Here is a 25,729-nt window from a genome sequence, read left to right as displayed (position 1 = left end):
AATTTTAGGTTACCATAATTAAGCACCTGGAAACAAAGGACGGCCAATAATTTCGCCACGGAAAGGCCAAGGAACACCTGCTAGCAATAAGACGGCTGCTATTAAAAAGAAGTAGAATGCTTTTTTGTATTTCACTTCATCTGCTACCGATTTTTTTGCCATACCATGCGCCAAAGTAATAAATACAATTGCCCCTATCATAGTAATTGGATGCTCCATCCAAAAGAACCGGTAGAATTTATCTTTCATAAAAGAAGTACCTTCTGGTAAAGTTGTAGTGAAAATACCATACCTGCCCAAAGCAACTTGATATAGTCCAAGCAACAAGGTTATATGAGATGCAATCATGGTAAACAACCATACTTTTTTATCACCAGCAGCAAATACTTTTTTAGACGACCACCCGGTATAAGCTTTTACTATCGATACAAGCAATAAAACAACAATAATCCAACGCAATAAATTATGAAGATGTACAAATCCTGTTTGCATAAAAAATATTTTGAAGCAAGATACAACAGAAATGGTTTACGCTATTGCGTAAACCATTCTAACCAAACAAACAAACAAAATTGAATTATTGCTGAACCCAATCTGCAACAAATAAATTGGTATCCCTTGTACCACCATTATTTCTATTAGACCCAAAAACAATGCGCTTACCGTTAGGGCTTACCATTGGAAATGCGTCAAAGCCTTTATCTCTGCTAATTTTTTGTTTATTGTTTCCTTCTAAGTCTACTAAATACATATTAAAAGGAAACCCTCTTGAATATTCATGATTACTAGATATAATGATACCCTTGCTATCAGGGGTAAAATTGGGTGCCCAATTGGCTTGCCCCCAACTAGTAATTTGTTTAGGGTTTGATCCATCCGCATCTGCAACCCAAACTTCCATATTTGTTGGTGCTACCAATCCTTCTTTTAATAATTCTTTGTACTCTTTTACATCGGCATCGGTTTTTGGCCTACTTGCACGCCAAACAATTTTTTTACCGTCTGGGCTAAACCATGCGCCCCCATCGTAACCCAATTCGTTTGTAATCTGCTTCTCCTTTCCACTTGCCAAATCCATGATATATAATTCCAAATCACCGCTTTTGTCACTGCAATAAATCATTTTTTTACCATCGTAAGACAAAGTTGCTTCGGCATCATAGCCCTTTGCATTGGTCAATTTCTTTACAATCTTTCCATTTAAATCGGCCATATATATATCATAACTATTATATAAAGGCCATATATATTTATTTCCGTATTTAGTTCTATCTGGCACAGGAGGGCAATCGTCACCACCCTCATGTGTTGAAGCATAAATTATATGCTTACCATCGGGCATGAAATAAGCACAAGTAGACCTACCTTTTCCAGTTCCAACTAACTTATATTCGAATTTCTCACCCGCTTTGGTAGGTACTTTTCCAACAAAAATTTGATCACAATTAATTCCTTCTTTTGGATTGGTTCTTTGAAAAACGATATGCTTGCTATCAAAACTCCAATAAGCTTCGGCATTGTCTCCCCCAAATGTTAGTTGTTGTACATTTTTGAAAAATTTTTCGCCTTCAAAACGCAAAGTGTCGCCTTTTACAGTAGGCGCACTAACTATTGCCGGTTGAGCAATTAGATTTGCTACAACAAAAAAACACAGAAAAGAAATGATGATTTTTTTCATAATAAAGAGAATGAACTGCAAAATTAGATTTATCAACGCTGATTATTGTCAGAAAACTGTCACAGAAAAATGTTGACTAGCTCAACAGCTTTTAAAGATTCGCTTTATAATAAGTGCTAAAAGGAATTACTTTTGCAAAGATTTAAACCAAAATATACATGCCAATTATTGCCCCTTCCCTATTAAGTGCCAACTTTTTGAATTTAGAACAAGATTGCAATATGCTTAATAATAGCCAAGCCGATTGGTTTCATTTAGATGTAATGGATGGACAATTTGTTCCAAATATTAGCTTTGGGTTACCAGTAATTAGTCATATTAGAAAAGCAACCCAAAAAGTGTGTGATGTGCATTTGATGATTGAAAAGCCTGAAAACTATACGGCTGCATTTAAAGAAGCAGGGGCAGATATTTTAACTGTTCACATTGAAGCTTGTAATCACTTACACAGAAATATTCAAGAAATAAAATCGTTGGGAATGAAAGCAGGTGTGGCAGTGAATCCACATACTTCTATACAATTATTAAGCGATTTAATTCAAGACATTGATGTAGTATGTTTAATGAGTGTAAATCCAGGTTTTGGCGGACAGCATTTTATTCTACATACTTTAGAAAAAATAAAGGCATTGAAACAATTGATACTTCAAAAAAACAGCCAATGCTTAATTGAAATTGATGGAGGGGTTACTTTAGCAAATGCGCCTTCCATACTTGCGGCAGGTGCTGATGTACTGGTTGCCGGCAATACCGTTTTTAAGTCTGCAGATCCAACTGCAACTATTGCAGCACTAAAAGCATTATAGAAAGGTATTTTAAGAAACGGTTAAATTTTAATTCTTTCCACAACTGTGAATAAGAATCATTAGGATATATGTATCCCTATTAATTAAATTTGAGAGAAGAGGTTTTATAACCTCTATTCATTGATTCGTTAACTAAAACCCTATAGATTGACAGAGACAATCATTAGCCTAGAGTCGGTAAATCCTATTGAATTTTTTGGTGTGAACAACGGCAAATTAGATTTACTAAAGAAAAAATTTCCTTTATTAAAAATCCTATCAAGAGGCACTCAATTAAAACTGAGCGGTGCACCCGAACAGATTGATACTGCCCGTGAAAAAATTGACTTAATTGTTCAATATTTGCAAAGAAATGGTCATTTAAGTGAAGGCTATTTTGAACAAATATTAGGGGGAGATGATGCAGAAGTGGTAGATAATTTTGTAGACAGAAACCCCAATGATATTTTGGTTTTTGGTCCTAATGGAAAAACAGTTCGGGCTAGAACACAGAACCAAAAAAAGATGGTGCATGCTGCCGATAGGAATGATATTGTATTTGCTATTGGTCCGGCAGGTACGGGTAAAACATATACAGCAGTTGCACTTGCAGTGAGAGCATTAAAAAACAAAGTGGTAAAAAAAATCATTTTGACCCGACCTGCAGTTGAAGCTGGCGAAAGCCTGGGTTTTTTACCTGGTGATTTAAAAGAAAAAATTGACCCATACTTAAGGCCTTTGTATGATGCGTTGGACGATATGATTCCGGCAGACAAATTGGGGTATTATATGAGCACTAGAACCATTGAAATTGCTCCTTTGGCTTATATGAGAGGTAGAACATTGGACAATGCGTTCATCATTTTAGATGAGGCACAAAATACCAACGACCTCCAATTAAAAATGTTCCTAACCAGAATTGGAGCCAATGCAAAAGCCATTATAACGGGTGATCCAACCCAAATTGATTTGCCAAGAAATATGCGAAGTGGATTAGACAAATCTACGCGTATACTTAAAAATATTGACGGGATTGCACATATTGAATTAACCGAAGAAGATGTTGTAAGACATCGTTTGGTTAAAGCAATCATTAAAGCATACGACAAAGAAAAAGAAAGAGAAGATGCGGACCATCCCCCCCATCACCATAGATAAGTTAGGAAGGCGCCCAAAAGGCGCTTTTTTAATTTTTGCCAATACCCATTAACACTAATTTTGATTTAACTTCGTTTTAAACCGAATAAGCAGTTATATATGAAAAAAGTTTTGCTCTTATCCCTCGCAACTGTATTGTTTCAAATGGGTGTGCAAGCCCAAAGGCCCACAACTAGCGGTAAACCTAAAGTAGTAACAGCTCCTGTTGACGCCAATGCTGCAGCAACTGGAGACAAGCAAAATATATTTCCCGAAGCAGGTTTTGTAGGTATAGGTATTTTAAACCCTGGAGCTCCAATTGAAATAAAAAAAGCTGCAGGCAATACAAGGAATAAGAACATCTTATTGAAATTGAGTAATGAATGGGCATCTGGCGGACAAAACGAACCTTCAATTATGTTCTCTAATGGAGACGTGTCTAATCCAAAGAATTTAAGCTATTGGACTATTGGCGCCAGGGTTTCAGGCGATGAGGTTTTAAAAACGCCTCAAACTTTTAAAATTAGTCATAAAGCGGGTTCCGATGCCATTGAAAAAGAATTTTTCTCTATTGATTCTTACGAAGGAAGAGTAAAAATTGGAGATGTAAATACCCAAGTGGACGGATACAAATTATATGTTGAGCAAGGTATTTTAACAGAAAAAGTAAAGGTAGCAGTAAAGAATTCTAAAGATTGGTACGACCATGTATTTAACAAAGATTATCAACTGATGCCATTAAATGTTTTAGATGAATACATCAAAACCAATAAACACCTACCAGGCATTCAAACCACAGCAGAAGTAATGAAAGATGGATTAGACCTTGGTCAAATGAATGCCTTATTACTAAAGAAAGTAGAAGAGCTAACCCTTTATACGATTCAACTAAAGAAAGAATTAGATGAAACCAAGGAGCTCATTAAGAAGAAGAAAAAATAATATTCTTATTGGTCTCCTAAAATAGAATGCCCTAATTTATCTCTTTTAGTTGTGAGGTATTTTTCGTTGTGTTCATTTGGAACCACTTCTATTGGAACGGTCTCCACTATTTCTAAACCATATCCTTTTAGTCCAGCCCTTTTTCTTGGATTGTTACTCATTAGTTTCAGTTTAGTTATACCAAGAGAACGAAGAATTTGTGCACCTACGCCATAATCTCTTTCATCCATACCAAAACCTAAATGAATATTGGCTTCAACTGTGTCCATCCCTTCTTCTTGAAGCTGATAAGCGCGCAGTTTATTGATTAACCCAATACCTCGTCCTTCTTGATTCATATAGAGTATAACCCCTGTTCCTGCAGCTTCTACCATACGCATGGCTTTATGCAATTGTTCTCCACAATCGCATCTTAAACTACCCAAAATATCTCCTGTAAAACAACTGCTGTGAACCCTAGTAAGCACCGGTTCGTCTTTTTCCCAATTACCTTTTACTAGAGCTAAATGTTCTGCACCAGATAAATTTTCTTTAAAAGCAACTAGTTGAAACTGGCCATATTTAGTGGGCATATTTACGCGAACCAATTCTTGAATTAAAGAATCGACTTTTAATCGATAGTCTATTAAATCTTTGATTGAAATGATTTTTAATCCAAACTTCTGCGCAATTTCAAGCAGTTGAGGCAATCTTGCCATAGTTCCATCTTCGTTCATCACTTCTACCAATACCCCAGCAGGCTCTAATCCAGCTAATCTGGCTAAATCTACCGTAGCTTCTGTATGTCCACTTCTTCTTAGAACGCCACCGGCTTTTGCTTTTAGCGGAAAAATATGTCCTGGCCTACCCAAATCACTTGCTTTAGTATTTGGATTAACCAATGCTAAAATTGTTTTTGAACGATCCTGCGCAGAAATACCAGTTGTAGTTCCTTGACCAATTAAATCGATAGAAACAGTAAAAGCAGTTTCATGCAAAGAGGTATTAGAACTAACCATTGGTGTTAGTTCTAAATCTGCACAACGCTCTTCTGTTAAAGCTGCACAAATTAAACCACGGCCTTCTTTACTCATAAAATTAATAGCTTCCGGAGTGGCAAATCGTGCAGCCATTATAAAATCACCTTCATTCTCACGGTCTTCATCATCTACCACAATAACCATTTTACCTAATCGAATATCATCAATGGCAGCAGCTATACTATCTAACATAATTGGGAATTGAGCGGCAAAATTACATAAACCAACCCATGGAACCGCTTTAAAACAAATTTGTTCCGTATAAATACCAATCATTTTAACAATTCATAACAGTACCATTGAAATTAAATAGTTGGAATGAAAAAGGTTTGTTTAATCAGCGCTATCCTATTAATGCATTATATGGCAATGGCACAAAGTACATTTGGAGCTATCAGTGGCAAAGTAATATTTAATGAAAAAGGAGTGTATGGGGCCAAAATTAGTTTGTTAGATGAAAGCACCCAAACCATTATCAAAACCAGTAGCAATAAAAGCGGCGCTTATGGATTTTATCAACTAAAACCCAGCAGCAATTATACACTAAAAGCAAGCTATCCATTAGCAGATACCATTTGTATCCAATTCATTCAAGTTATTGTTGGGGAAGATATATTATTAAATATCCCATTTCAACCTAAAGAGAAACAATTAACCCCCATACAAGTGTATAGTTCTACTACTATTAAAGCAGCATCTAGTATTGATCTTTTACAAAATAATTCAATCAAGTCGAACGAATTAAGTAGGTTGCTCATGCATCATCCGGAAGCATATATTAAAACAGACCATAGTGGAGCTCCTTCGTTTTCAGGACAGAATAATCGTTTCAATTCCTATTACATTGATGGAGTTTTACAAAATGACCAATTTGGTTTATCCCCTACTGGAACCATCATGGGCGAAACAGGCAATTTAGCTGCTGCACCAGAAAGTTTTGAACAAATGCAATTAATGGTATCACCTTATGATGCATCCTTAGGAAACTTTACAGGGGCAGCCATTAACATTGTTACAAAATCTGGCAAAAACAAACCATATCAAGAAGCTTACACAACAATAAGAAGCAATAGGCATCTATATAAGCATATGGGTATGAATATTGGAGGTCCAATAGTTTATAACAAACTTTTTTACTTTTTCAATTTCGATTATGCAAATGAATATATTTTAAGACCTTATTCAATCGCAGAATACCTAGGCGAAACCAATCAAATTAATAAGCTCAATCGATTTAAACAAACCATGCAAGAAAGATTTGGCTACGACCCCGGCACATTGGACGAAGTTGTACATACTACCTCTAATAAATTTGCAATGAGAATAGACGGAATGCTAAACCCTAAAAATCAATTCGTATTTAATTTTAGAACAACGAAAGCATATAGGAACAGCAACGCTGGCAGTACAGAAAGCATGCTGATTTACTCGAATAATGGCAAAATTCAAAATCAGAAAAATGTATCGGCTAGCTTAGAGTGGAAATACAAAATAAATAGTTACACACAAAATAGACTACTACTCTCTTACAACAACCACTCTTCTATAACCAACTCTAAAAATCAAGCATTTCCCTTAATACGATTATTAGACGGAGACGGCATGATTGTGCTAGGTGCGTCTGAAGAAACGTTTATGAATAAACTTAGTCAATCTAATATTAACATCAACAATAGATGGAGTATGTTAAGCGGAAAACATTTTTTTGATATTGGAATTGATGCAGATTATACAGTTTTAAAAAACAATTTTATGCTAAATGGAAATGGACAATATTTCTATTATAGTATTAGTAATTTTTTACAAAACAGAAGTCCTGCAGCGTTTAGTATTAATAAACTTTCAATCATACAAAATCAAAAAGATATAGAAACTACGTTGAATTTATTCAAATGGGCATTTTTTATTAATTATAGAATCTATCTAAATAAAAACATACAGTTACATAGTGGACTTAGATGGAATGAAGAACAATTTCTAAATTCCCCACAATCAGATTCGTTCACCAACAACACGGCAATTCCATTACTAAGTCATATACATGATTTGCAGGGTGCCATTTCAGGAAAATTACCCAAACTCTTATCCACGCCTTCACCTAGGGCATTTATAAAAATATTTTTGCCTAAATGGAATACCCGAATAAAAATAGGGACTGGAATTTTTTCAGGAAGAATACCCTATGCTTGGTTAGCAGGAATTGTATCTAACAATGGAAATAAAATTGAACAATACCTATTGAAACAAGATCAATTAATCAACTATCCTTTTAATCCTAACAATACATTAACCAATTTTATTCCCCCACAAAATCATACAATAAACAAAGGAACAGTTTACCTAAGTTCCGCGAAACTGCAGCTTCCTACTTTATTTAGAGCCACTTTAAATGTAGAGAAAAAGTTAACCCCCAGTACAGAATGGTCAATGCAATTAATGTATTTCAGTAACCTAACAGAAATTGAATTTCCAAATATTAATATCCGAAATGCGGCTTCACATTTTGAGGGCCCTGATAACAGATTAATTCACGCTCCTACCGATACATTAAAAGTTCCAATGAATCAAAATGGAACTAATCCATATGATTATATTATCTTAATCAAGAATTCGAATAGCAAAAATGGATATGGTTACGAAATGTCTTTACAAGTAAAACACCAACAACAACTTTCAAATGGCTTAATTAGATATTTGTATGGAAAAGCTTATTCATTTTATGATGGCAACTATTCCATTGCATTGAATCATTGGAAATTAATGGAACAAACAAATGGTAGAAACCTTATTTCTTTGTCTGCTTCAGACTTTAGCAAAGGCCATCGAATTTATGCGGAATACCAAATTCAAATAAAGCAACGAAAAAATAAACGATTCAGTGGCTCTATTCATTACAATGGTCAATCTGGTTCACCATTTAGCTTTGTTTATGGCAAAGGAAATTTATCAGGGGATGATTTAACTAGTACTGGCTACGATTTAATTTATATACCAAGAGAAGCAGAAATAAATCAAATGTTCTTTGAACCAGTTTTTAAAAAAGACAGCTATTATACCAGTGATCAACAAAAAGAAGCTTTAAATATTTTTATAAACTCAAATAAATATCTACAAAAAAGAAGAGGCTTATATGCCGAAAGAAATGGAAGCAGGGCTCCATTTATGCATCGGATAGATTTAAAAGCAAATTGGTATATCCCAATAAAAATTCACACAGAAAAACTTCACTTAAATATTTCATTCGAAATTTTAAATGCGGCAAATTTATTCAACTCAAAATGGGGAGAACAACTGCAAGTTGCCGGAGGCAGAGTAAGACTTATTTCTTTTCATGGATTCAGAAATAATCAACTTTTAATTCCCATTTATTCCTTTGATCCTACCCTATTAGAAAAGTCAATTTTTGAGTTGAATAACTCGTTAAACCCAGCAAATAGCGGTAATTGGATGTTCCAACTTGGATGTAGGTTAAGTTTTTATTAACAAACGGTTGCTTTTAACAAACGCGAATTGGGTTGAATTAAACTACATATTATATTGTATATCAATTACTTAAATAAGAATATCTGCGTCAATTTAATGAGCATATGTTCATAAACTTTACCAAAATGGAGCTTTATTTTAACAAGATTTTGGGTTCATAAGCCTTTAGTCGGATATTTGCCGCACAAAACCAAGATTATGAGAATTTTTAAAAGAATTTCAATGATTATGGTTGCTGCACTAGCAACTTTGATCACAACCGCCCAGGTTACTACAAGTAGTATCTCAGGGGTTGTAAAAACTGCTGATGGGCAACCCATTGAGGGAGCCAGCCTTGTTGCTGTACACACCCCTTCTGGTACGCAGTATTCTACACTTGCAAAAAAAGGCGGTGTGTTTACTTTACCTGGATTAAGAACAGGTGGACCTTACACATTAAAAATCACTTTCACTGGATTGAAGGTAGAAACAGTAAATGATATCTATCTTTTATTGGGTGAGCCTTATGTAATTAACCCTACTTTAATTGACGAGTCTAAAGTATTGAGTGAAGTAGTGGTAAATGCATTGAAGAAAAAATCTAGTGGAGATAAATCTGGTGGAGCTTCTACTGTGATTAATCAACGCATGTTAAGTACAATGCCTACCATCAGTCGTAGCATTACAGACTTCACTCGTGTTACCCCACAAGCCAACGGTACAAGCTTTGCTGGTAGAGATGGCCGATTCAACAACACACAAGTGGATGGTGCTAACTTAAACAACAACTTTGGTTTAAGTTCTGATCCATTACCTGGTGGTGGAGCAAGCCCTATATCAATTGATGCAATTGAAGAAGTTTCTGTTAACATAGCTCCATTTGACGTAAGACAATCTGGTTTTACAGGTGCTGGTATTAACGCCGTAACTAAAAGCGGTACCAATACTTTAAAAGGAACATTTTATGGTTTGTATAGAAACCAAGATTACAACGGTACCAATGTAGGTGATGTTAAGTTACCTGCTCAAGTAAAATCTAGTAATAAAATTTATGGTGCTACTTTAGGCGGTGCTATTATTAAAAACAAATTGTTCTTCTTTGGTTCATACGAGAATGAAGAAAGAAGCCAACCAGGTATTACATTCAGCCCAAGAGGTGGTTCTGGAGCTGGTAATGTTAGTAATACTAGTGTTGATTCATTAAACAAATTTGCAAATCATTTAAGAACTGCTTACGGTTACGACCCAGGTTCTTTTGACAACTTCCCGAATTTTAGTACTAAGAATACAAAAATCTTAGCTAAAATTGACTGGAACATCAACAACAATCACAAGTTAACCTTGAAGTATAGTGATTTAACAAGCTTTAACGACCAGCAATTAAATGGATCAAGTGTTCCAAATAACCCAACATTTACTCCTGCTGGCGGAGGTTCAATATCACGTTTACCGAATAACCGTTTCAGCTTGAACTCAATGTCTTTTTCTAATTCTAACTATAAATTCAAAGACGTTGTAAGAACAGGATCATTGGAATTGAATTCATCTTTTGGTGGCAAATTCTCTAACCAGTTTATTGCTACTTTCTCTAAGATTCAAGCAACTCGTTCAATTGATGGAGGTTTCTTCCCTACTATTGATATTTTCAATAACAATGGACAAAACTATATGTCAGCTGGTTCAGATCCATTTACCAGAAACAACGATGTTAAAAATGATGTGTTCACTGTTACCAATAACTTTACTTACTATGCTGGTAAGCACACCATTACAGGTGGAGCTTCTTATGAGTACCAAAGTGTAGGTAATATGTTTATGCCAGGTTCTGCTAGCTACTATGCATTTAATTCATTAAATGATTTTATTACCAACAGAGCTCCAGCAGCATTCTCTTATACTTTCTCTTTAGATCCTAATAAACCATCTGTTTATGCAGCAGATTTAAAAGTGGGTCAATTAGGCATTTATGCACAGGATGAATTTAACGTGAACGAAAACTTCAAGTTAACTTACGGAATAAGAATTGATAAAGTATTATTCCCAGAAGCTCCATTAGAGAATCCTAATGTATCGGCACTTTCATTCCCTGATAGAAATGGCGTACCAACCAATTTCAAAACCAGTGAGTGGCCTAAGCAAAACTCTGTTTATTTCTCTCCAAGAATTGGTTTCCGTTACAAAATTGACGATGAGAACATTGTTGTTAGAGGAGGTACCGGTTTATTTACAGGAAGAATTCCTTTTGTATACTTAACCAATATGCCAGGTAATAGCCAAATGTACCAAGCTAGTCAGGCGGTTACGAATCCTGCTCTATTAGGTAATTTCTTATTCAACCCAAATCCAGATGCTTACCGCGGAAGCTTTAGCCCAGTTGCAGGCGTGTTACCAAATAATGCGAATGTAGTATTGATGGACAAGGAATTCCGCTTCCCTCAAATTTGGAGAACCAATATCGCATTCGATAAAAAACTAGGCAATGGTTGGGGTTTAACAGTTGAAGCCTTATTAACCAAAGATATTAACGCGGTGATCATGAGAAATGCTAACCAGCGTAATACTAACGCTGTAATTTCGAATGGAGATGACACCAGAGGTAGATTTGCAACAACTGCTGATAGAAGAGTATACAGCAATATTGGATCTGCTATAATATTAGAAAATGCATCTAAAGGTAATAGTGGATCTTTCACTGTTCAATTAACTAAGACCACTCAAAGTGGATTCTCTGGAATGATTGCTTACACTAAGAGTTATGCAAATGAGTTAACAGCTAACCCAGGTAGCCAGGCTACTTCTACTTGGCAGAGTAACCCAACTACTGGAACACAGAATGACCAACAATTATTCAACTCAGCATATGTGAATCCAGACAGAATCATTACGTCTTTATCTTACAAGCTTAACTATGGTAAAAATCTAGCTACTACTTTCAGCTTATTTGGTGAGATTGCTAGAGGAAATAACTTCAGCTACACTTACAATGGAGACATTAATAATGATGGAAATAACGCTTCTGATTTAATGCATATTACTTATGTTCCAAATTTTGTTGCACAAGCTGCTAGTGGTGGAAACCCTGCAAGATCTGTTGCTGAGCAAACAGCTGCATGGCAACAATTTGTTCAAAACAGTCCATATTTAAGAAAAAATATTGGCAAGTATGCTGGTCGTAATGAAGCATATTTACCTTGGGTTAGTCGTTTTGACTTAAGAGTTGTTCAAGACATTTTCACCAATATTGGTAATCGCAAACATACCATTCAAGTTACAGCCGACATTTTCAACTTTGGAAATATGTTGTTCAAGTCATCTGGTGTAAGACAAATTGTAACTACCGCTCAGCCCCTACTCTTTAGAGGTTATGATGCACAAGGTCGTCCTACATTCAACTTACAACAACAAGGTGGCCAGTTGGTAACTAAGCCATGGCAAGATAACCTAAGCTTAGCCAGCACATGGTCTATGCAATTAGGTGTTCGTTATATTTTCTAATATAATTGCTTACAAATAAAAAGAGTCCCGAAATTTTTTCGGGACTCTTTTGTTTATTACCATTAGTAGAAATTATACAAGGTTTTATTTACCCCAACCCCATTGTAGAAATTGAGGCATTATTTTACCCCAAGTTTCAATATCGTGTTTACCTTCTTCCACTTGCAAATACTGAATATGGTTTTCGGTATACCCCTTTGCTTTTAAAGCAACAATTAAATCTAATGCATCATCAATAGAATCAATTATTCCGTTATTATTTCTATCTGCAGTTTCATCTAATTCACCGCATTCAATAAAAAATTGCAGCCATGGATGAAACTTCCCCTTTCGAATTTGCAAATGCATCAATCTATCTTGTTCATCATCATAACCGTCTTCATAGGCTTTTCTTCGCCACCAAAGAGAAGGACTAAATAATCCAATTTTTCTAAACTCGCTGGCATTGTTCCATGCAATATCTAAAGCACTTAATGCGCCTAAAGAAAATCCGGCAAATGATTTGTCTTTGAATGATGGAGCATTGTATTTCTTTCTAATAAAGGGCAATAGCTCATCAAAAATAAATTTACTATACAACCCTGCTTTAGCGCCTCTTCCATCAAAATCTGCAGAATACGCAGTGCCATACTCCATTTTACGTTCCGGACCACAATGAATGCCTACACATACAATTGGCTCAATACTTCCATTGGTTAATAACTCAGTAAAGAGTTTATCAAAAGACATTTTAATTAAATCTTGACCATCATTTATTAATAAAAGACTTACCTGATCTAGGTAATGTATTTTAGATGGCAAGTAAATATTGATGGCAACATCTCGTTCTAAATATTCAGAATGAACCACACTGGTCTCCATTTCCATTATAGGTGGTTGAATAATAATATGATTAGACATAATATCAAAAATAGGGTAATGAATGAAAAATAGGGCATCGTATTAAAAATAGATAGCGATATTTTTTTATTTATGTATAGATAGCTTAAATTACAAATCAACCTTAAAAACTGCAATTATGAAAAAAATAGGTATCCTCTTTGGGCAAGAAAGAAGTTTCCCTAATGCATTTGTTGAAAGAATCAATAGCAAACAAGTAAAGGGTATTACAGCAGAGCCCGTAAAAATAGATAAAGTAGTTCAAGGAGAAAGCAGTGGTTATGCAGTAATCATTGATCGTATTAGTCAAGATGTACCATTTTATAGAGCATACTTAAAAAACGCAGCACTTTGTGGAACAGCTGTGATTAATAATCCATTTTGGTGGAGTGCCGATGAGAAATTTTTCAATAACTGTTTATCAACAAAAATTGAAGTAGCTGTACCCAAAACGGTAATTCTCCCTTCTAAAGAATTGCCAACCGATACAGCTGAATTATCTTTTAGTAATTTGTCTTACCCATTAGATTGGGAAGGAATATTTAACTACGTAGGATTCCCTGCATACATGAAACCATTTGCTGGAGGTGGATGGAAAAATGTGTACAAACTAACCGACATGAATGACTTTTTTGAAAAGCACGCCGAAACAGGGCAGTTGGTCATGTTGCTTCAAGAGGAAATTGTTTTTGAAGAGTATTATCGTTGTTACTGTATTGGAGGAAAGCATGTACGCATCATGTCTTATGAACCCAGAAACCCACACCATCTCAGGTATGCTGCAGATTTTAAACCTTCAGCAGAAAAGCTAAAAATGATGACGGATATAGTACTTAAGATTAATCAATATCTAGGATACGATTTTAATACAGTTGAATTGGCTTTAAGAGACGGAGTTCCATATGCAATTGATTTTTGCAATCCTGCACCAGATGCAGATATTAAAAGTGTTGGCCAAGAGAATTTTGACTGGGTAGTTGAAACAGCAGCAAATTATGCAATTGAAAAAGCCCTGGCTCAAGAAGACGGAAAAGACAATTTAACTTGGGGTGAGTACATAAAAAGAAGCGCCAACGGAAAGCCACTTTATTAATCAGTCTATATCAGTTTTAGCATATGTCTAATTTAAGTTTTAAGCATTTTACTTTAGGAGTTGAAGAAGAATACATGGTAATTGATCCCATTTCTAGGGAGTTAAAAAGTCATGAGCAAAAAATAGTACAAGTAGGTCAGCTCTCTATGAAAGACAAGGTTAAAGCCGAAATGCACCAAGCCGTTGTAGAAGTTGGAACAGATATTTGTAAAGATATAGACGAGGCTTTTAAGGATGTGGCTTCACTTAGAGGGAATATTGCACAAATTGCCGGTGAATTAGGTCTTTGGGTTGGCGCATCTGGCACACATCCATTTAGCCATTGGGAAAATCAATTAATTACAGACCATGTTCGGTACAACCAAATAGTAAACGAATTACAAGAAGCAGCAAGGAGTAATCTAATTTTTGGTCTTCATGTACATGTTGGAATGGAAGACCGAAAAATGGCCATTCATATAGCCAATACAGCTCGTTATTTTTTACCGCATGTATATGCATTAAGTACCAACTCTCCTTTTTGGGAATCTAGGGATACTGGTTATAAATCTTTCCGAACCAAAGTTTTTGATAAGTTCCCAAGAACAGGTATCCCAGATCATTTTGAAAGTTTTGAAGCATATGAAAATTATGTGAACCTTTTAATTAAGACCAACTGCATAGACAACGCAAAGAAAATATGGTGGGACTTAAGGGTACATCCTTTTTTTAATACAGTGGAATTCAGAATATGTGATGTACCAATGAATATAATGGAAACCATGACCATTGCAGCTTTGTTTCAAGCTATTTGTGCTAAAATTTATAAACTCAGAAACCAGAACCTCAACTTCATGATTTATCAACGATCATTGATTAATGAGAATAAATGGAGAGCCAGCAGATATGGAATTGAAGGCAAATTGATTGATTTTGGGAAAGAAACGGAAGTAGATACCAAGGCTTTGATTTATGAATTACTTGATTTTGTAGATGATGTTGTTGACGAACTAGGTAGTAGACATGTGGTAGAACATGTAGCCAAAATATTTGAAGTTGGTACAGGTGCCGATAGACAATTAAAAGTTTATAAAGAAACGGGGAGCTTAATTAGTGTGGTAGACTATATTCACGACCAATTTTTAAGTGTCTAAGCTTAAAATAATGATAAAATCATACTGCCCCTACTCATATAGGGGCTTTTTTAGTCATATTTGTCTAGTTTAGACCACTCAGGCAGCATTTTAACTGAACAGGCCCTCTATATTATGTCAACCCTAAATTAACCTCATTTGACAGAGCACGAGTTGATAAAAGGCTGTATAAAACAGGACCCTTCCTGCCAGCGTACGCTATTTGAGCGTCACGCGGGTAAAATGATGGGCGTATGTGTGAGGTATGCTCAGGACAATATGGAAGCGGAAGACATGTTACAAGATGCGTTTGTAAAAGTGTTCCAATACATTAATCAATTCAAATTTGAAGGCTCATTTGAGGGCTGGATTAGAAGAATTGTGGTGAATACGGCAATCAGGCATTTAGAACGAAAGAAAATGAGTTTTAAAGAGATTGACGACCATCATGCAGACCTTCCTTCGATTGATCCAAGTGCATTTACTTATTTAGGCGAAGAAGACTTATTGAAATTGATTGGTGCTTTACCCGAAGGATATAGGATGGTGTTTAACCTAAGTGTGATTGAGGGTTATAGTCACGACGAGATTGCCCAAATGTTGAATATTCAAGCTGGAACCAGTAGAAGTCAATTGGTAAAAGCCCGAAAAATGTTGCAGGCACAAATCCTGCAACTTCAAAAGATTGCCGTTTAATGACCAATAAGGAATTTGATATCATTTTTAACCAAAAACTACAGCAGTACACTTCAAGTGTGCCCAATGGGTTATGGGATAAAATTGCAGCTCAAGACCTATCTGGCCCTAAAGATGGTTTTGACGAATTCATCCAACACAAATTATACAACCATAGTGCCGCTGTTCCTAACGATTTTTGGAATAGAATAAAACCAGCGGAAGAAAAAAGAAGAAGAATCTTTTTTTGGCTCCCCAAAAAATACATGGCTGCAGCATCTATCTTATTACTTGTTTTAGCAGGTACTTCAGCTGCATACCTATTCATGAACGGGAACCCATTCACCAATGAAGAAGCAGAAGCAGTTCAGTTAGAAAGCCCAGCAAACAAGCAAGTAAACAACGAAATACCCTCTTCTAGCCAATTAGACAGCATACAAGAAAAAACGGAGTCTGCGTTAGTAATTGAAAACAACGCAACAAAAACAACTACAGATTCTAAAATTAACAGAGCTACCGAAAACAAAATAAGTTGGAAATTAAATAAGAAAAATATCACTCAATCATTCAAGCAATCGGAGTCGGTTTTCCCTTTTGATCAATCCATCAAAAATAAAAACCAAGCAATTGTAGAACGGAATACATACAATAACGAGTTAACTGAAGAAGTTAAATTAACCGAGGACATAGAAATGTATGAATTATCTCAAAAAGCAGAGAATGCATTCATTAAACAAAAAAGGAATCTCTCTGCCCTCTTTAACAAAGAAATGAGCGCATACAATCATGCATCTAGTTTCAAAAATGTAGTGATTTGTCCAACTGATAGAAAGATGAGAAATACGGATTGGGATTTAGAAGTATTTGTTTCACCTGATATGCCATTTAAATCAGTAACAAATAATACAGCCAGTCCTCAATTATTGAGCAGAAAAGACAGTAGTGAGTCTTTAAGACCAGGGTTTTCTGCAGGATTTAGAATTGTAAAACCGTTAAACGACAACTTCGCCATTAAAACGGGATTACAATATTCTCAAATAAACGAACGCTTTACCTACAGAACAGAAAACGAAACTAGAACAACAACTGTAGTAACAGTGCGATCTATTATTAGAGCGCCAGGAGACACTTTATTAGTAAGAGATACCAGTATTTTAACACAAGTTGGTTACAAGACCAATACAGTTAAAAACAGGTTCAGAAGTTTAGATATTCCAATATTGGCAAGTTATCAAGTTGGGAATGACGATTTGAGTATTGGATTAACTGCAGGCGTAATTGTGAATTTATCTAGCTGGTACCAAGGCGTTATACTAGACAGTAGTTTAACAGCAGTGCCATTGAGCAAGGAAACCAATATGGTGTACAAAAGTAATATTGGGTTAGGATTGTATGCAGGATTAACTGTAACTAAAAGAATTAATTACGCTACACAATTATTTTTTGAACCTTACTTAAGGTATAATTTATCTAATATGACTAATCCTGAAGCTGCCTTTAATCAACGCTTCAGTATTGGTGGATTAGCAATGGGACTTAGATTTAATTTAAACAAAAGGTAGGCAACAATAAAACCAAACAAAGTATCTCAATAGTAATGTTATTCAAACTCAGTAAATATTATCTTTTTGCAGCAATTGGCTTGGTATTGATTGCTTCCTGCAATAAGGAGATTTCTGATGGAAATTTTACTACTTATGCAGGTAATGAACAGAATGATACCAGCTGGTCCTATTCTACAATAACCAGTTTGGCATTACAAAGAATCAGTGATTCTACATCTATTTATAAGTACAACGATACCTTATTGGGGTCAAATGGCAAAACCATTATTTTTTCAGATCATTTCAGTTTAATTTTACCACCCAATGCTTTTGTTAATAATGCAGGCGCAATTGTAACTGGCGCAATTAGTATCAGAGTCATTTTATTAGACGAAAAATCGGAATTCATCCGATCCATCAAATCTTCTTTAAACAACGAAAACTTACTTGAATCAGACCTTGCTTTTTGTATTATTGCAACTGCCTATGGACAAGAGTTAAGCATTGCACCAGGTGTTAATTATAAAATTAGAGTTGGCAATAAAGACGATATCGTAAAACAAAACATGAAAGTATACAAAGGCGACGAGTCTATTGTTTACACCACACAATTATTGGTAGACCCTTTATTTAATTGGAATGAGAATACTGCATTAGATTACCTGCAATCGGTATTTAAACAACCTGGCAACAGCGGTTCAAAAGAAATTGAACGATATGAAATAACCACCAACAAACTAAGATGGATTTCTTTAGCAAGGCCCCTGTACAATATTGGGAATAAAGGAAAATTCAATATCATTCTCCCTCCTAATTTCACGAATAAAAATACCATTGCATTTATTACCACAGACGATTATAATAGCGTAATTCAATTAAAGCCTGAATTATCAAGCAGAAGTTTTGCAGCAAACAATATACCTTTACAAAAGAAAATTCATATTGTTACTATTTCGCTTATTGGCACTCAATTCTATTACAGCGAACAAAGCATTAAAGCATTAAACAATACACCAGTGCTTTCGTTGAAGCCACAAAAGAAAACGCTAGGTAGTATAATAGCCGATTTAAAAAAGCTTTAAATAGTTCATGACGCATATCGGGGGATATGCTGGCCCTGCAAATCTGCAGGGCCATTTTTATTTTTTCACCCGTTTAATATGCAAAGCATTATACGCCCAAATTAAACTGCATAACATAAATAATGCTCCCAATAAAAATGATGCCCCAGGAAAATAAAATGGTGCCGATGGGCCAGTAAAATAAGCAAACGAACCGGTCATGATTAAAGGACCAACAATAGAAGTAGCACTGATTAAACTGGTTAATGCACCTTGCAACTCACCTTGTTCATTAGCGGGCACATTCCCAGAGATTATCGACTGCAATGCAGGGCCAGCAATTCCTCCCAAACAATAAGGAATTAAAAACACAAACATCATCCAACTTTCCATTGCAAAAGCAAAAAGAATTAACCCAGTAGTATATAAAGTAAGTCCTAAATAAACACTTTTTTCATTCCCAATTTTGGGATTAATTACTCTAACTAATCCACCTTGAACTACTGTTACCAATAGCCCTACAACACCAAGGGATATTCCAATCATTCTAGGCGTCCATTTGAATTTCTCAATATTTACAAAACTCCAATTGCTTTGTACTGCATGAGCAGCCAAATAAATCAACACCAAAGAGCCAATTAAACCCGTTACAGCAGGGTATTTTTTTAATTGCATTAGAGAGCCAAGCGGATTAGCCCGTTTCCACTCGAAAGGTCTACGTAAGTTTTTATCTAAAGATTCTGGTAAAACAAAATAACCATACAACCAATTGGCTAATGCTAATGCAGCTGCAACAAAGAAAGGGACTCTTGAACCATATTCGCCCAACAAACCACCCAACATAGGTCCAATAATAAAACCTAACCCAAAAGCAGCTCCAATCATTCCAAAATTTTGCGCCCTATTTTCTGGTGTACTAATATCGGCCATATAAGCAGATGCAGTGGTAATACTAGCCCCAGTGATGCCTGCAACAATTCTACCCACAAATAACCAAGTAATAGTTGGCGCAAATGCCACAAACAAATAATCAATTCCAAAACCAAACAATGAAAATAATAAGATGGGTCTTCTTCCGTATTGGTCACTTAAATTACCTAAAATAGGAGAAACCAAAAATTGCATGAAAGCATAGGAAAAAGTAAGCCACCCCCCATATTGAGAAGCAATACTGGCACTACTACTATGAACCAATTCCTCAATAAGCTTGGGTACAACAGGAATAATTAACCCTATTCCTATAACATCAATTAGTATAGTAATAAAAATAAAACCAACTGCTGCTTTTTTATTGGATGCCATAATCTACACATTAACAATTGTGGCAAATATGCTTTAAATAAAGGAAGATTAAGCCATTGTTCTACTAACACCAGGAATTTCTAAAACCAAATTGGCTCCATAGCAAGCTGCAGGCGTTTGATAACCCGGCTTAAAATTTCCTGAAAGTACTTTTTTAAGTATGATCAAACTACTTAATGCAGTTAATGTGTATCCTTCTGGGCCTTCTAAATTGGCGCTTAAAGTATGCCCATCTGCGTTGGTTACTTCACCCCAAACCAAAGATTTTGCTTTTTTACGCATTGCTTCGTCTGGGCCTGCAGGCATTTTCTTGATTCTCTTTTTATAATAACTGCGAACAAACGAAAGCTTCAATATCCAATTATAAAACCCTTGCCATTTTAACATAGAAAAAGTTTTAGGGGAAACAGAAGTATACGTTTCAATATTGGGTATACCAGTAGTTGTAAATGCAGTGGAAATATCGCCCCAAGGTATGGTCATGGTAAATAATTTTTTGCTACTGAAATTGACCCACATCCCTTTATGACCAAGTGGTTTTCTAACTATTTTTCCGTTTTCTCTAACTGCACCACCCTCCCCCATTCCTTCGGCCATAGTGGTTGCAGTACCATGAGAAAGTTTTCCTCCAACAGAAGCAAAAGCCAATTTTAAATGCGATGCGTTGGGCATTTGATCAAAAAGAAATTTTGCCATACAATCGGTAGGTACTACGTCAAAACCAACACCTGGCATAACCATCCTACCGCTTTGCTCAAAATGGCTTCCCATTTTTTTCAATAATTCAAACACCCCTATTTCACCGGTAATATCTAAATAATGAACCCCAGCTTTTATACAAGCTTTAGCCATTTTTAGCGCCGTATGCATAAATGGTCCTGCAGCATGCAATACAACCTTGAATGATTGCAGCACTTCAACCAACTTATCTGAATCATCTAAGTCTACTACTATGTATTCCAAAGACAATTCTTTAGCCATTGTAGACAAAGCAGCTTCGTTTCTTCCTGCTAAAACAGGCTCCAACTCAAATTGATGAGCCATTGAAGCAATAAGTTTACCAGTGTATCCATATGCCCCGTATAAAAGAAATTTATTTTCTTGCATGCTGTAAAATACAAAATCCCGACAACAAATGCTGCCGGGACTTTTACAATCGAGGGTAATATGAACAAACTATTTTTTGAGGGTTATTAAACCTAGTTGGGCTTCTTTGGTTTTAGATACAATTACATTATTGATGGTAGTATCGGCATATCCATTGGATGCATTTACAAAAACACTATAAGTACCATCGGCTAAACCACGAATTTTAAAGTACCCTTCATGATTTGGCAATGCATAAGCCGTGTCTTTATTATTGAATACAGTAATAACTGCCTGTGCTTCTTTTGGAGTTACTTTACCAGAAATGCCTGCAGTATTTTTTACTGTGAAGAACTTAATAAAAGGCTTTAAATAAAACTGGTTATTCTTTTCAACGATAGACCTGCTGATATCAAAGTCTAACCAAAGTCTAGACTTATTAGGCATGAACTCGTCCCACTCATGTCCTTTTAATTTGATTAACACATAGGTTTGTTCATTAAAAGGAATATTCAATGGATAGGTGATACTGTCTTTTACTAAAGAATGCGAAGTACCCAATTCTATTTTAATTAATCGGATAGCGCCTTTTACCACTGTATTACTAGCCAATAAAGTGTCTACCCCGTTACGCAACTTTAAGATATCATATACGCCAGCTTTAACACCAAGGTCTTGCCATACCAACGACGAATCATTTTTTGCATGCCTAGAACTTCCAATTCGATCCCAATTACAAGTATCCTTTTTACGCGTGTCTTTACTTGTATCAATCAGCAATGAAACCGATTTAATATCAATAAAAACATTGTCAAAAACGCCTGGGGCATCCGTTAAATAAAGGGATACAGACTGGGTTCCAATTGGATTTTCTACTGATGCAGATTTGTTACATGCAGTAAACACAAAAGACACTAAAATTGCTGCAGCAGCAATAAAATAAAGGGGGTTTGTTTTTTTCATGGTTTAAGGTTTTAGTGTAGTATTATGCCATCCATTTATTTTTTATTAAGTCAATAATATTACAGGCCGCATTACACAGCATGATTTTATCAAGCAAATAGTTTTAGGAATAAAGCCAAAAATAAATGGTTGGCTTATATAGAAGATAGATGCAGGCAAAATACGTGCCGTTGCCTGTTAAAATAATTTTAACAAAAAATCTTTACTTACCATGCAGCTATTATAGCAGCAATATCTTTTAGGTTTGGCTTTTTCTTGGCTTTATTATACGCTGTTGGAATTTTATCTGCATCCCCTTTAAATAATTCCAGTAAGGTTTTCCCTTTTACTTCAATTAATTCTGAAGTAGCTAAATGATATAAATAGGGTTCATTAAAAACGCGGAATTCTTTCCCGCCCGATGACTTCCCATAATCATAGGTATCAGCTGCCTTTTTTTGAACAAGGTTCAATAAATAGCAAGAAGAACCATAGGCTTTTAGTTCATACAAAGCAGCATTATTAGCAGCCATTTTAATAAAAACAGTAGAATCAATCAGGCCCTCATCACTATGAAATAAGGTAATCTTTTTAACTGGTTCAATAAATTGAAACTCGGCATCTTTTTCTAGAAAATGAATATTCCCATTTACCAAATTCACAATCAACTTCATATTACTGAAGCTTTTACCATTGAACATTTCAACACGGGCATTGCACCATTCATCTTTCCAAAGTGGGCTACCTTTAATGCTTCCGACATTCCCACTAAATAGATTTCCTTTCTCATCATACACTTCTACAAAATGAGTGACAGGCTTCGCCAAAAACATATTTTGGGCAAATAATAAAGTGTTGAATAAAGAAAAAACGAGAAGGAGCAAATATTTCATAAACTTCATTTCGCTAATTTAATCATTTCTGAATACAATCAACCCGTCGAATACATCCACTAAAACTGGTTGTGATTTATCTATATCGCCCGAAAGAATTTTTTTACTCAGCGCATTCACAATGAGTTTCTGAATCAATCTTTTCAATGGTCTTGCACCAAGTTGTGCATCAAATCCTTGTTCAATTAAAAAATCAATCAGGTAATCACTGAACTTTAAAGTAATATCATTTTCTGCCACTAATTTCTTAAGTCCTTCTAATTGAATACCAACAATTCCTCTAAGCTGATTTTTATTTAATGGGCTAAACATGATCACTTCATCTACCCTATTTAAAAATTCAGGTCTCACTGTTTGCTTAAGCAACTGCATCACTTCTGTTTTCGCTTTTTCAGTTGCATCTTCAATACCAGTTTCAGCAACACCTTCAAAAGCATCTTGAATTAAATGGCTTCCAATATTGCTGGTCATAATGATGATGGTATTTTTAAAATTCACCATCCGGCCTTTATTATCGGTTAATCTTCCATCATCTAATACTTGTAACATTACATTCCAAACATCAGGATGGGCTTTTTCAATTTCATCTAACAACACTACACTATAAGGCTTTCTTCTAACCGCTTCAGTTAATTGCCCGCCTTCATCGTATCCAACATATCCTGGAGGTGCACCAATTAATCTTGAAACAGTATGCTTCTCTTGGTATTCACTCATATCTATACGAGTCATCATGGTTTCGTCGTCGAACAAGTATTCAGCCAAAGCTTTTGCTAATTCGGTTTTACCAACACCAGTAGTACCTAAGAAAATAAAGGAACCAATAGGCTTTTTAGGATCTTGTAGCCCAGCCCTACTTCTTCTGATTGCATCAGACACGGCACTAATGGCTTCTTCTTGACCTACTACACGACTGTGCAACTCATCTTCTAAATGCAGCAATTTTTCTCTTTCTCCTTGCAACATTTTGGAAACAGGTATACCAGTTGCTTTAGCAATACTTTCAGCAATATCTTCCGCATCTACTTCTTCTTTCAACAATCTTTTTTCAGAAGAATTCAACAACTGTTCGGTTACAGAAGCAATAATGGTTTCTTGCTCTTTTACCTTACCGTATCTAATTTCTGCTACTCTACCATATTCACCATTCCTTTCTGCTTGTTCTGCCTCTTGCTTTAATTGTTCAATTGTTGCTTTTGCAGTTTGTACTTTTTCAACCAATTCTTTTTCTTGCGTCCATTTTGCTTTAAGCGTATCGCGTTCAACTGCAAGGTTGCTTATTTCTATATTGAGTTCTTTCAATTTATCTTCATCGTCTTCACGCTTAATGGCTTCTCTTTCAATTTCAAGCTGCCTAATTTGTCTTTCTAATTTATCTAACTCTTCGGGCATTGAATTCATTTCAAGTCGAAGTTTAGCTGCACTCTCATCAATTAAATCAATGGCTTTATCGGGCAAAAAACGATCAGTTACATATCGGTTAGACAATTCAACTGCAGCAATAATAGCTTCGTCTTTAATTCGTACATGGTGATGGGTTTCGTAGCGATCTTTTAGGCCACGCAAAATTGAAATAGCATCTTCTACAGTTGGTTCATCAATAACCACTTTCTGAAACCTACGCTCTAAGGCTTTGTCTTTCTCAAAATATTTTTGGTACTCATTTAAAGTAGTGGCTCCTATTGCGCGTAATTCACCTCTTGCTAATGCGGGCTTTAAAATATTTGCCGCATCCATAGCGCCTTCTCCACCACCTGCACCAATTAATGTGTGAATTTCGTCGATGAATAAAATAATTTCCCCTTCACTTGAAGCCACTTCTTTTACCACCCCTTTTAATCTTTCTTCAAACTCACCTTTGTATTTAGCACCTGCAATTAACTGACCCATATCTAACCCATAAATCACTTTTGATTTTAGGTTTTCAGGAACATCCCCATTCACAATTCGCATAGCCAATCCTTCTACAATAGCGGTTTTACCAACACCAGGCTCACCCACTAAAATGGGATTATTTTTAGATCGTCTGGTTAAAATATGTAGGGTTCTTCTAATTTCTTCGTCTCTTCCAATCACAGGATCAAGCTTACCTTTTTGAGCCATCTCATTCAAGTTCTTCGCAAACTTATTCAACATATTCAACTGCGTTTCCTGTGCTTGAGATTGAATGGTATCCCCTTTTCTTAAATCTTTAATAGCAGTGGTTAAGCCTTTTTCGGTTAAGCCAGCACTTTTCAATAGCTTACCGGTAGCATCATTCATTTGCACCAGTGCCATCAATAAGTGTTCAGGAGTAATGAATTCGTCTTTAAATAAACCCATTACGGCATTTGCTTTTAACAATGCATTGCTAAAATCTCTACCAGCTGTTTGAGCAGGTTCGCCATCTTGAATTTTAGGAAGCTTACTAAATTGTTCCAATAGCTTAGCTTCTAAAAAAGCAGGATTCACATTGTTCTTTTTTAACAAGAAATCAATGGCAGAATCCTTTTCTGCTAATAAAGCTTTTAACAAGTGGTCTGTTTCAATAGATGGATTGCTATTGGTATAAGCAATCTGTTGAGCAGATTGAATTGCTTCCTGGGCTTTAATGGTATAATTGTTCAGATTCATAATTGTGTTGA

General features: G+C 35.6%; 19 protein-coding genes. 10 read left to right on the top strand and 9 right to left on the bottom strand.

What is annotated here, in order from left to right:
- Positions 1–18 precede the first annotated feature (18 nt).
- Together Q8S25_RS07245 and Q8S25_RS07240 are read right to left on the bottom strand one after the other, a co-directional pair.
- Positions 19–492, bottom strand: coding sequence for a hypothetical protein (locus Q8S25_RS07245; RefSeq protein ID WP_305536276.1), 474 nt, complete (start codon positions 490–492; stop codon positions 19–21).
- A gap of 85 nt (positions 493–577) precedes the next feature.
- Entirely contained in the window at positions 578–1,678 is a 1,101-nt protein-coding gene (locus Q8S25_RS07240; RefSeq protein ID WP_305536274.1) for a hypothetical protein, read from the bottom strand.
- A 158-nt stretch (positions 1,679–1,836) separates the two neighbouring features.
- Between Q8S25_RS07240 and rpe the strand changes: the two genes are divergently transcribed.
- From rpe to Q8S25_RS07225, 3 genes are all read left to right on the top strand, one after another.
- A complete protein-coding gene (rpe, locus tag Q8S25_RS07235) occupies positions 1,837–2,484 on the top strand; it encodes a ribulose-phosphate 3-epimerase (RefSeq protein WP_305536272.1) in 648 nt (215 codons plus the stop codon).
- Positions 2,485–2,631: 147 nt separating this feature from the next.
- Complete coding sequence (locus tag Q8S25_RS07230) at positions 2,632–3,621, top strand: PhoH family protein (RefSeq protein ID WP_305536270.1); 990 nt, start codon at positions 2,632–2,634, stop codon at positions 3,619–3,621.
- A gap of 99 nt (positions 3,622–3,720) precedes the next feature.
- Entirely contained in the window at positions 3,721–4,542 is an 822-nt protein-coding gene (locus tag Q8S25_RS07225; RefSeq protein WP_305536268.1) for a hypothetical protein, read from the top strand.
- 5 nt (positions 4,543–4,547) lie between these two features.
- On the opposite strand, the gene Q8S25_RS07220 is transcribed toward Q8S25_RS07225, so the two are convergent.
- Positions 4,548–5,753 (bottom strand): bifunctional 3,4-dihydroxy-2-butanone-4-phosphate synthase/GTP cyclohydrolase II, encoded by a 1,206-nt coding sequence (locus Q8S25_RS07220; RefSeq protein WP_371131586.1) that lies wholly within the window; start codon positions 5,751–5,753, stop codon positions 4,548–4,550.
- A 126-nt stretch (positions 5,754–5,879) separates the two neighbouring features.
- On the opposite strand from Q8S25_RS07220, the gene Q8S25_RS07215 reads away from it, so the two are divergent.
- Positions 5,880–9,044, top strand: a complete 3,165-nt coding sequence (locus Q8S25_RS07215) for a TonB-dependent receptor (protein WP_305536264.1) — start codon at positions 5,880–5,882, stop codon at positions 9,042–9,044.
- A 198-nt stretch (positions 9,045–9,242) separates the two neighbouring features.
- A complete protein-coding gene (locus Q8S25_RS07210) occupies positions 9,243–12,518 on the top strand; it encodes a TonB-dependent receptor domain-containing protein (protein ID WP_305536262.1) in 3,276 nt (1,091 codons plus the stop codon).
- An 84-nt stretch (positions 12,519–12,602) separates the two neighbouring features.
- On the opposite strand, the gene Q8S25_RS07205 is transcribed toward Q8S25_RS07210, so the two are convergent.
- A complete protein-coding gene (locus Q8S25_RS07205) occupies positions 12,603–13,418 on the bottom strand; it encodes an esterase family protein (protein ID WP_305536260.1) in 816 nt (271 codons plus the stop codon).
- A gap of 118 nt (positions 13,419–13,536) precedes the next feature.
- Between Q8S25_RS07205 and Q8S25_RS07200 the strand changes: the two genes are divergently transcribed.
- The 5 genes from Q8S25_RS07200 (at position 13,537) to Q8S25_RS07180 (ending at position 18,903) form a co-directional block, all read left to right on the top strand.
- On the top strand, positions 13,537–14,490 hold the full coding sequence (locus Q8S25_RS07200) for a RimK family alpha-L-glutamate ligase (protein ID WP_305536258.1): 954 nt from the start codon (positions 13,537–13,539) through the stop codon (positions 14,488–14,490).
- A 23-nt stretch (positions 14,491–14,513) separates the two neighbouring features.
- On the top strand, positions 14,514–15,623 hold the full coding sequence (locus tag Q8S25_RS07195; RefSeq protein ID WP_305536256.1) for a carboxylate-amine ligase: 1,110 nt from the start codon (positions 14,514–14,516) through the stop codon (positions 15,621–15,623).
- A gap of 138 nt (positions 15,624–15,761) precedes the next feature.
- Complete coding sequence (locus Q8S25_RS07190; RefSeq protein WP_305536254.1) at positions 15,762–16,298, top strand: RNA polymerase sigma factor; 537 nt, start codon at positions 15,762–15,764, stop codon at positions 16,296–16,298.
- Entirely contained in the window at positions 16,298–17,839 is a 1,542-nt protein-coding gene (locus Q8S25_RS07185) for an outer membrane beta-barrel protein (RefSeq protein WP_305536252.1), read from the top strand. Before Q8S25_RS07190 ends, Q8S25_RS07185 begins: the two co-directional genes overlap by 1 nt.
- 35 nt (positions 17,840–17,874) lie before the next feature.
- Complete coding sequence (locus Q8S25_RS07180; protein ID WP_305536251.1) at positions 17,875–18,903, top strand: hypothetical protein; 1,029 nt, start codon at positions 17,875–17,877, stop codon at positions 18,901–18,903.
- A 57-nt stretch (positions 18,904–18,960) separates the two neighbouring features.
- Here Q8S25_RS07180 and Q8S25_RS07175 read toward each other — a convergent pair whose 3' ends face one another.
- From Q8S25_RS07175 to clpB, 5 genes are all read right to left on the bottom strand, one after another.
- Positions 18,961–20,184: a TCR/Tet family MFS transporter gene (locus tag Q8S25_RS07175; protein ID WP_305536249.1), complete on the bottom strand. Its 1,224-nt coding sequence runs from the start codon at positions 20,182–20,184 to the stop codon at positions 18,961–18,963.
- Between the two features lie 48 nt (positions 20,185–20,232).
- A complete protein-coding gene (locus Q8S25_RS07170) occupies positions 20,233–21,291 on the bottom strand; it encodes a trans-acting enoyl reductase family protein (protein ID WP_305536247.1) in 1,059 nt (352 codons plus the stop codon).
- A 69-nt stretch (positions 21,292–21,360) separates the two neighbouring features.
- Entirely contained in the window at positions 21,361–22,233 is an 873-nt protein-coding gene (locus tag Q8S25_RS07165; RefSeq protein ID WP_305536245.1) for a DUF4382 domain-containing protein, read from the bottom strand.
- A 206-nt stretch (positions 22,234–22,439) separates the two neighbouring features.
- The gene (locus Q8S25_RS07160; protein ID WP_305536243.1) at positions 22,440–23,114 is read right to left on the bottom strand and encodes a hypothetical protein; all 675 of its coding nucleotides are present in this window, start codon (positions 23,112–23,114) and stop codon (positions 22,440–22,442) included.
- Between the two features lie 9 nt (positions 23,115–23,123).
- Entirely contained in the window at positions 23,124–25,718 is a 2,595-nt protein-coding gene (clpB, locus tag Q8S25_RS07155) for an ATP-dependent chaperone ClpB (protein WP_305536241.1), read from the bottom strand.
- Positions 25,719–25,729: the final 11 nt, after the last annotated feature.

The organism is Sediminibacterium sp., assembly GCF_030695065.1.
In the GTDB taxonomy this organism is placed as follows: Bacteria; Bacteroidota; Bacteroidia; order Chitinophagales; family Chitinophagaceae; genus Sediminibacterium.
The sequence above is the reverse complement of the archived record's forward strand: the minus strand, read 5'-3'. Positions and strand labels throughout refer to the sequence as shown.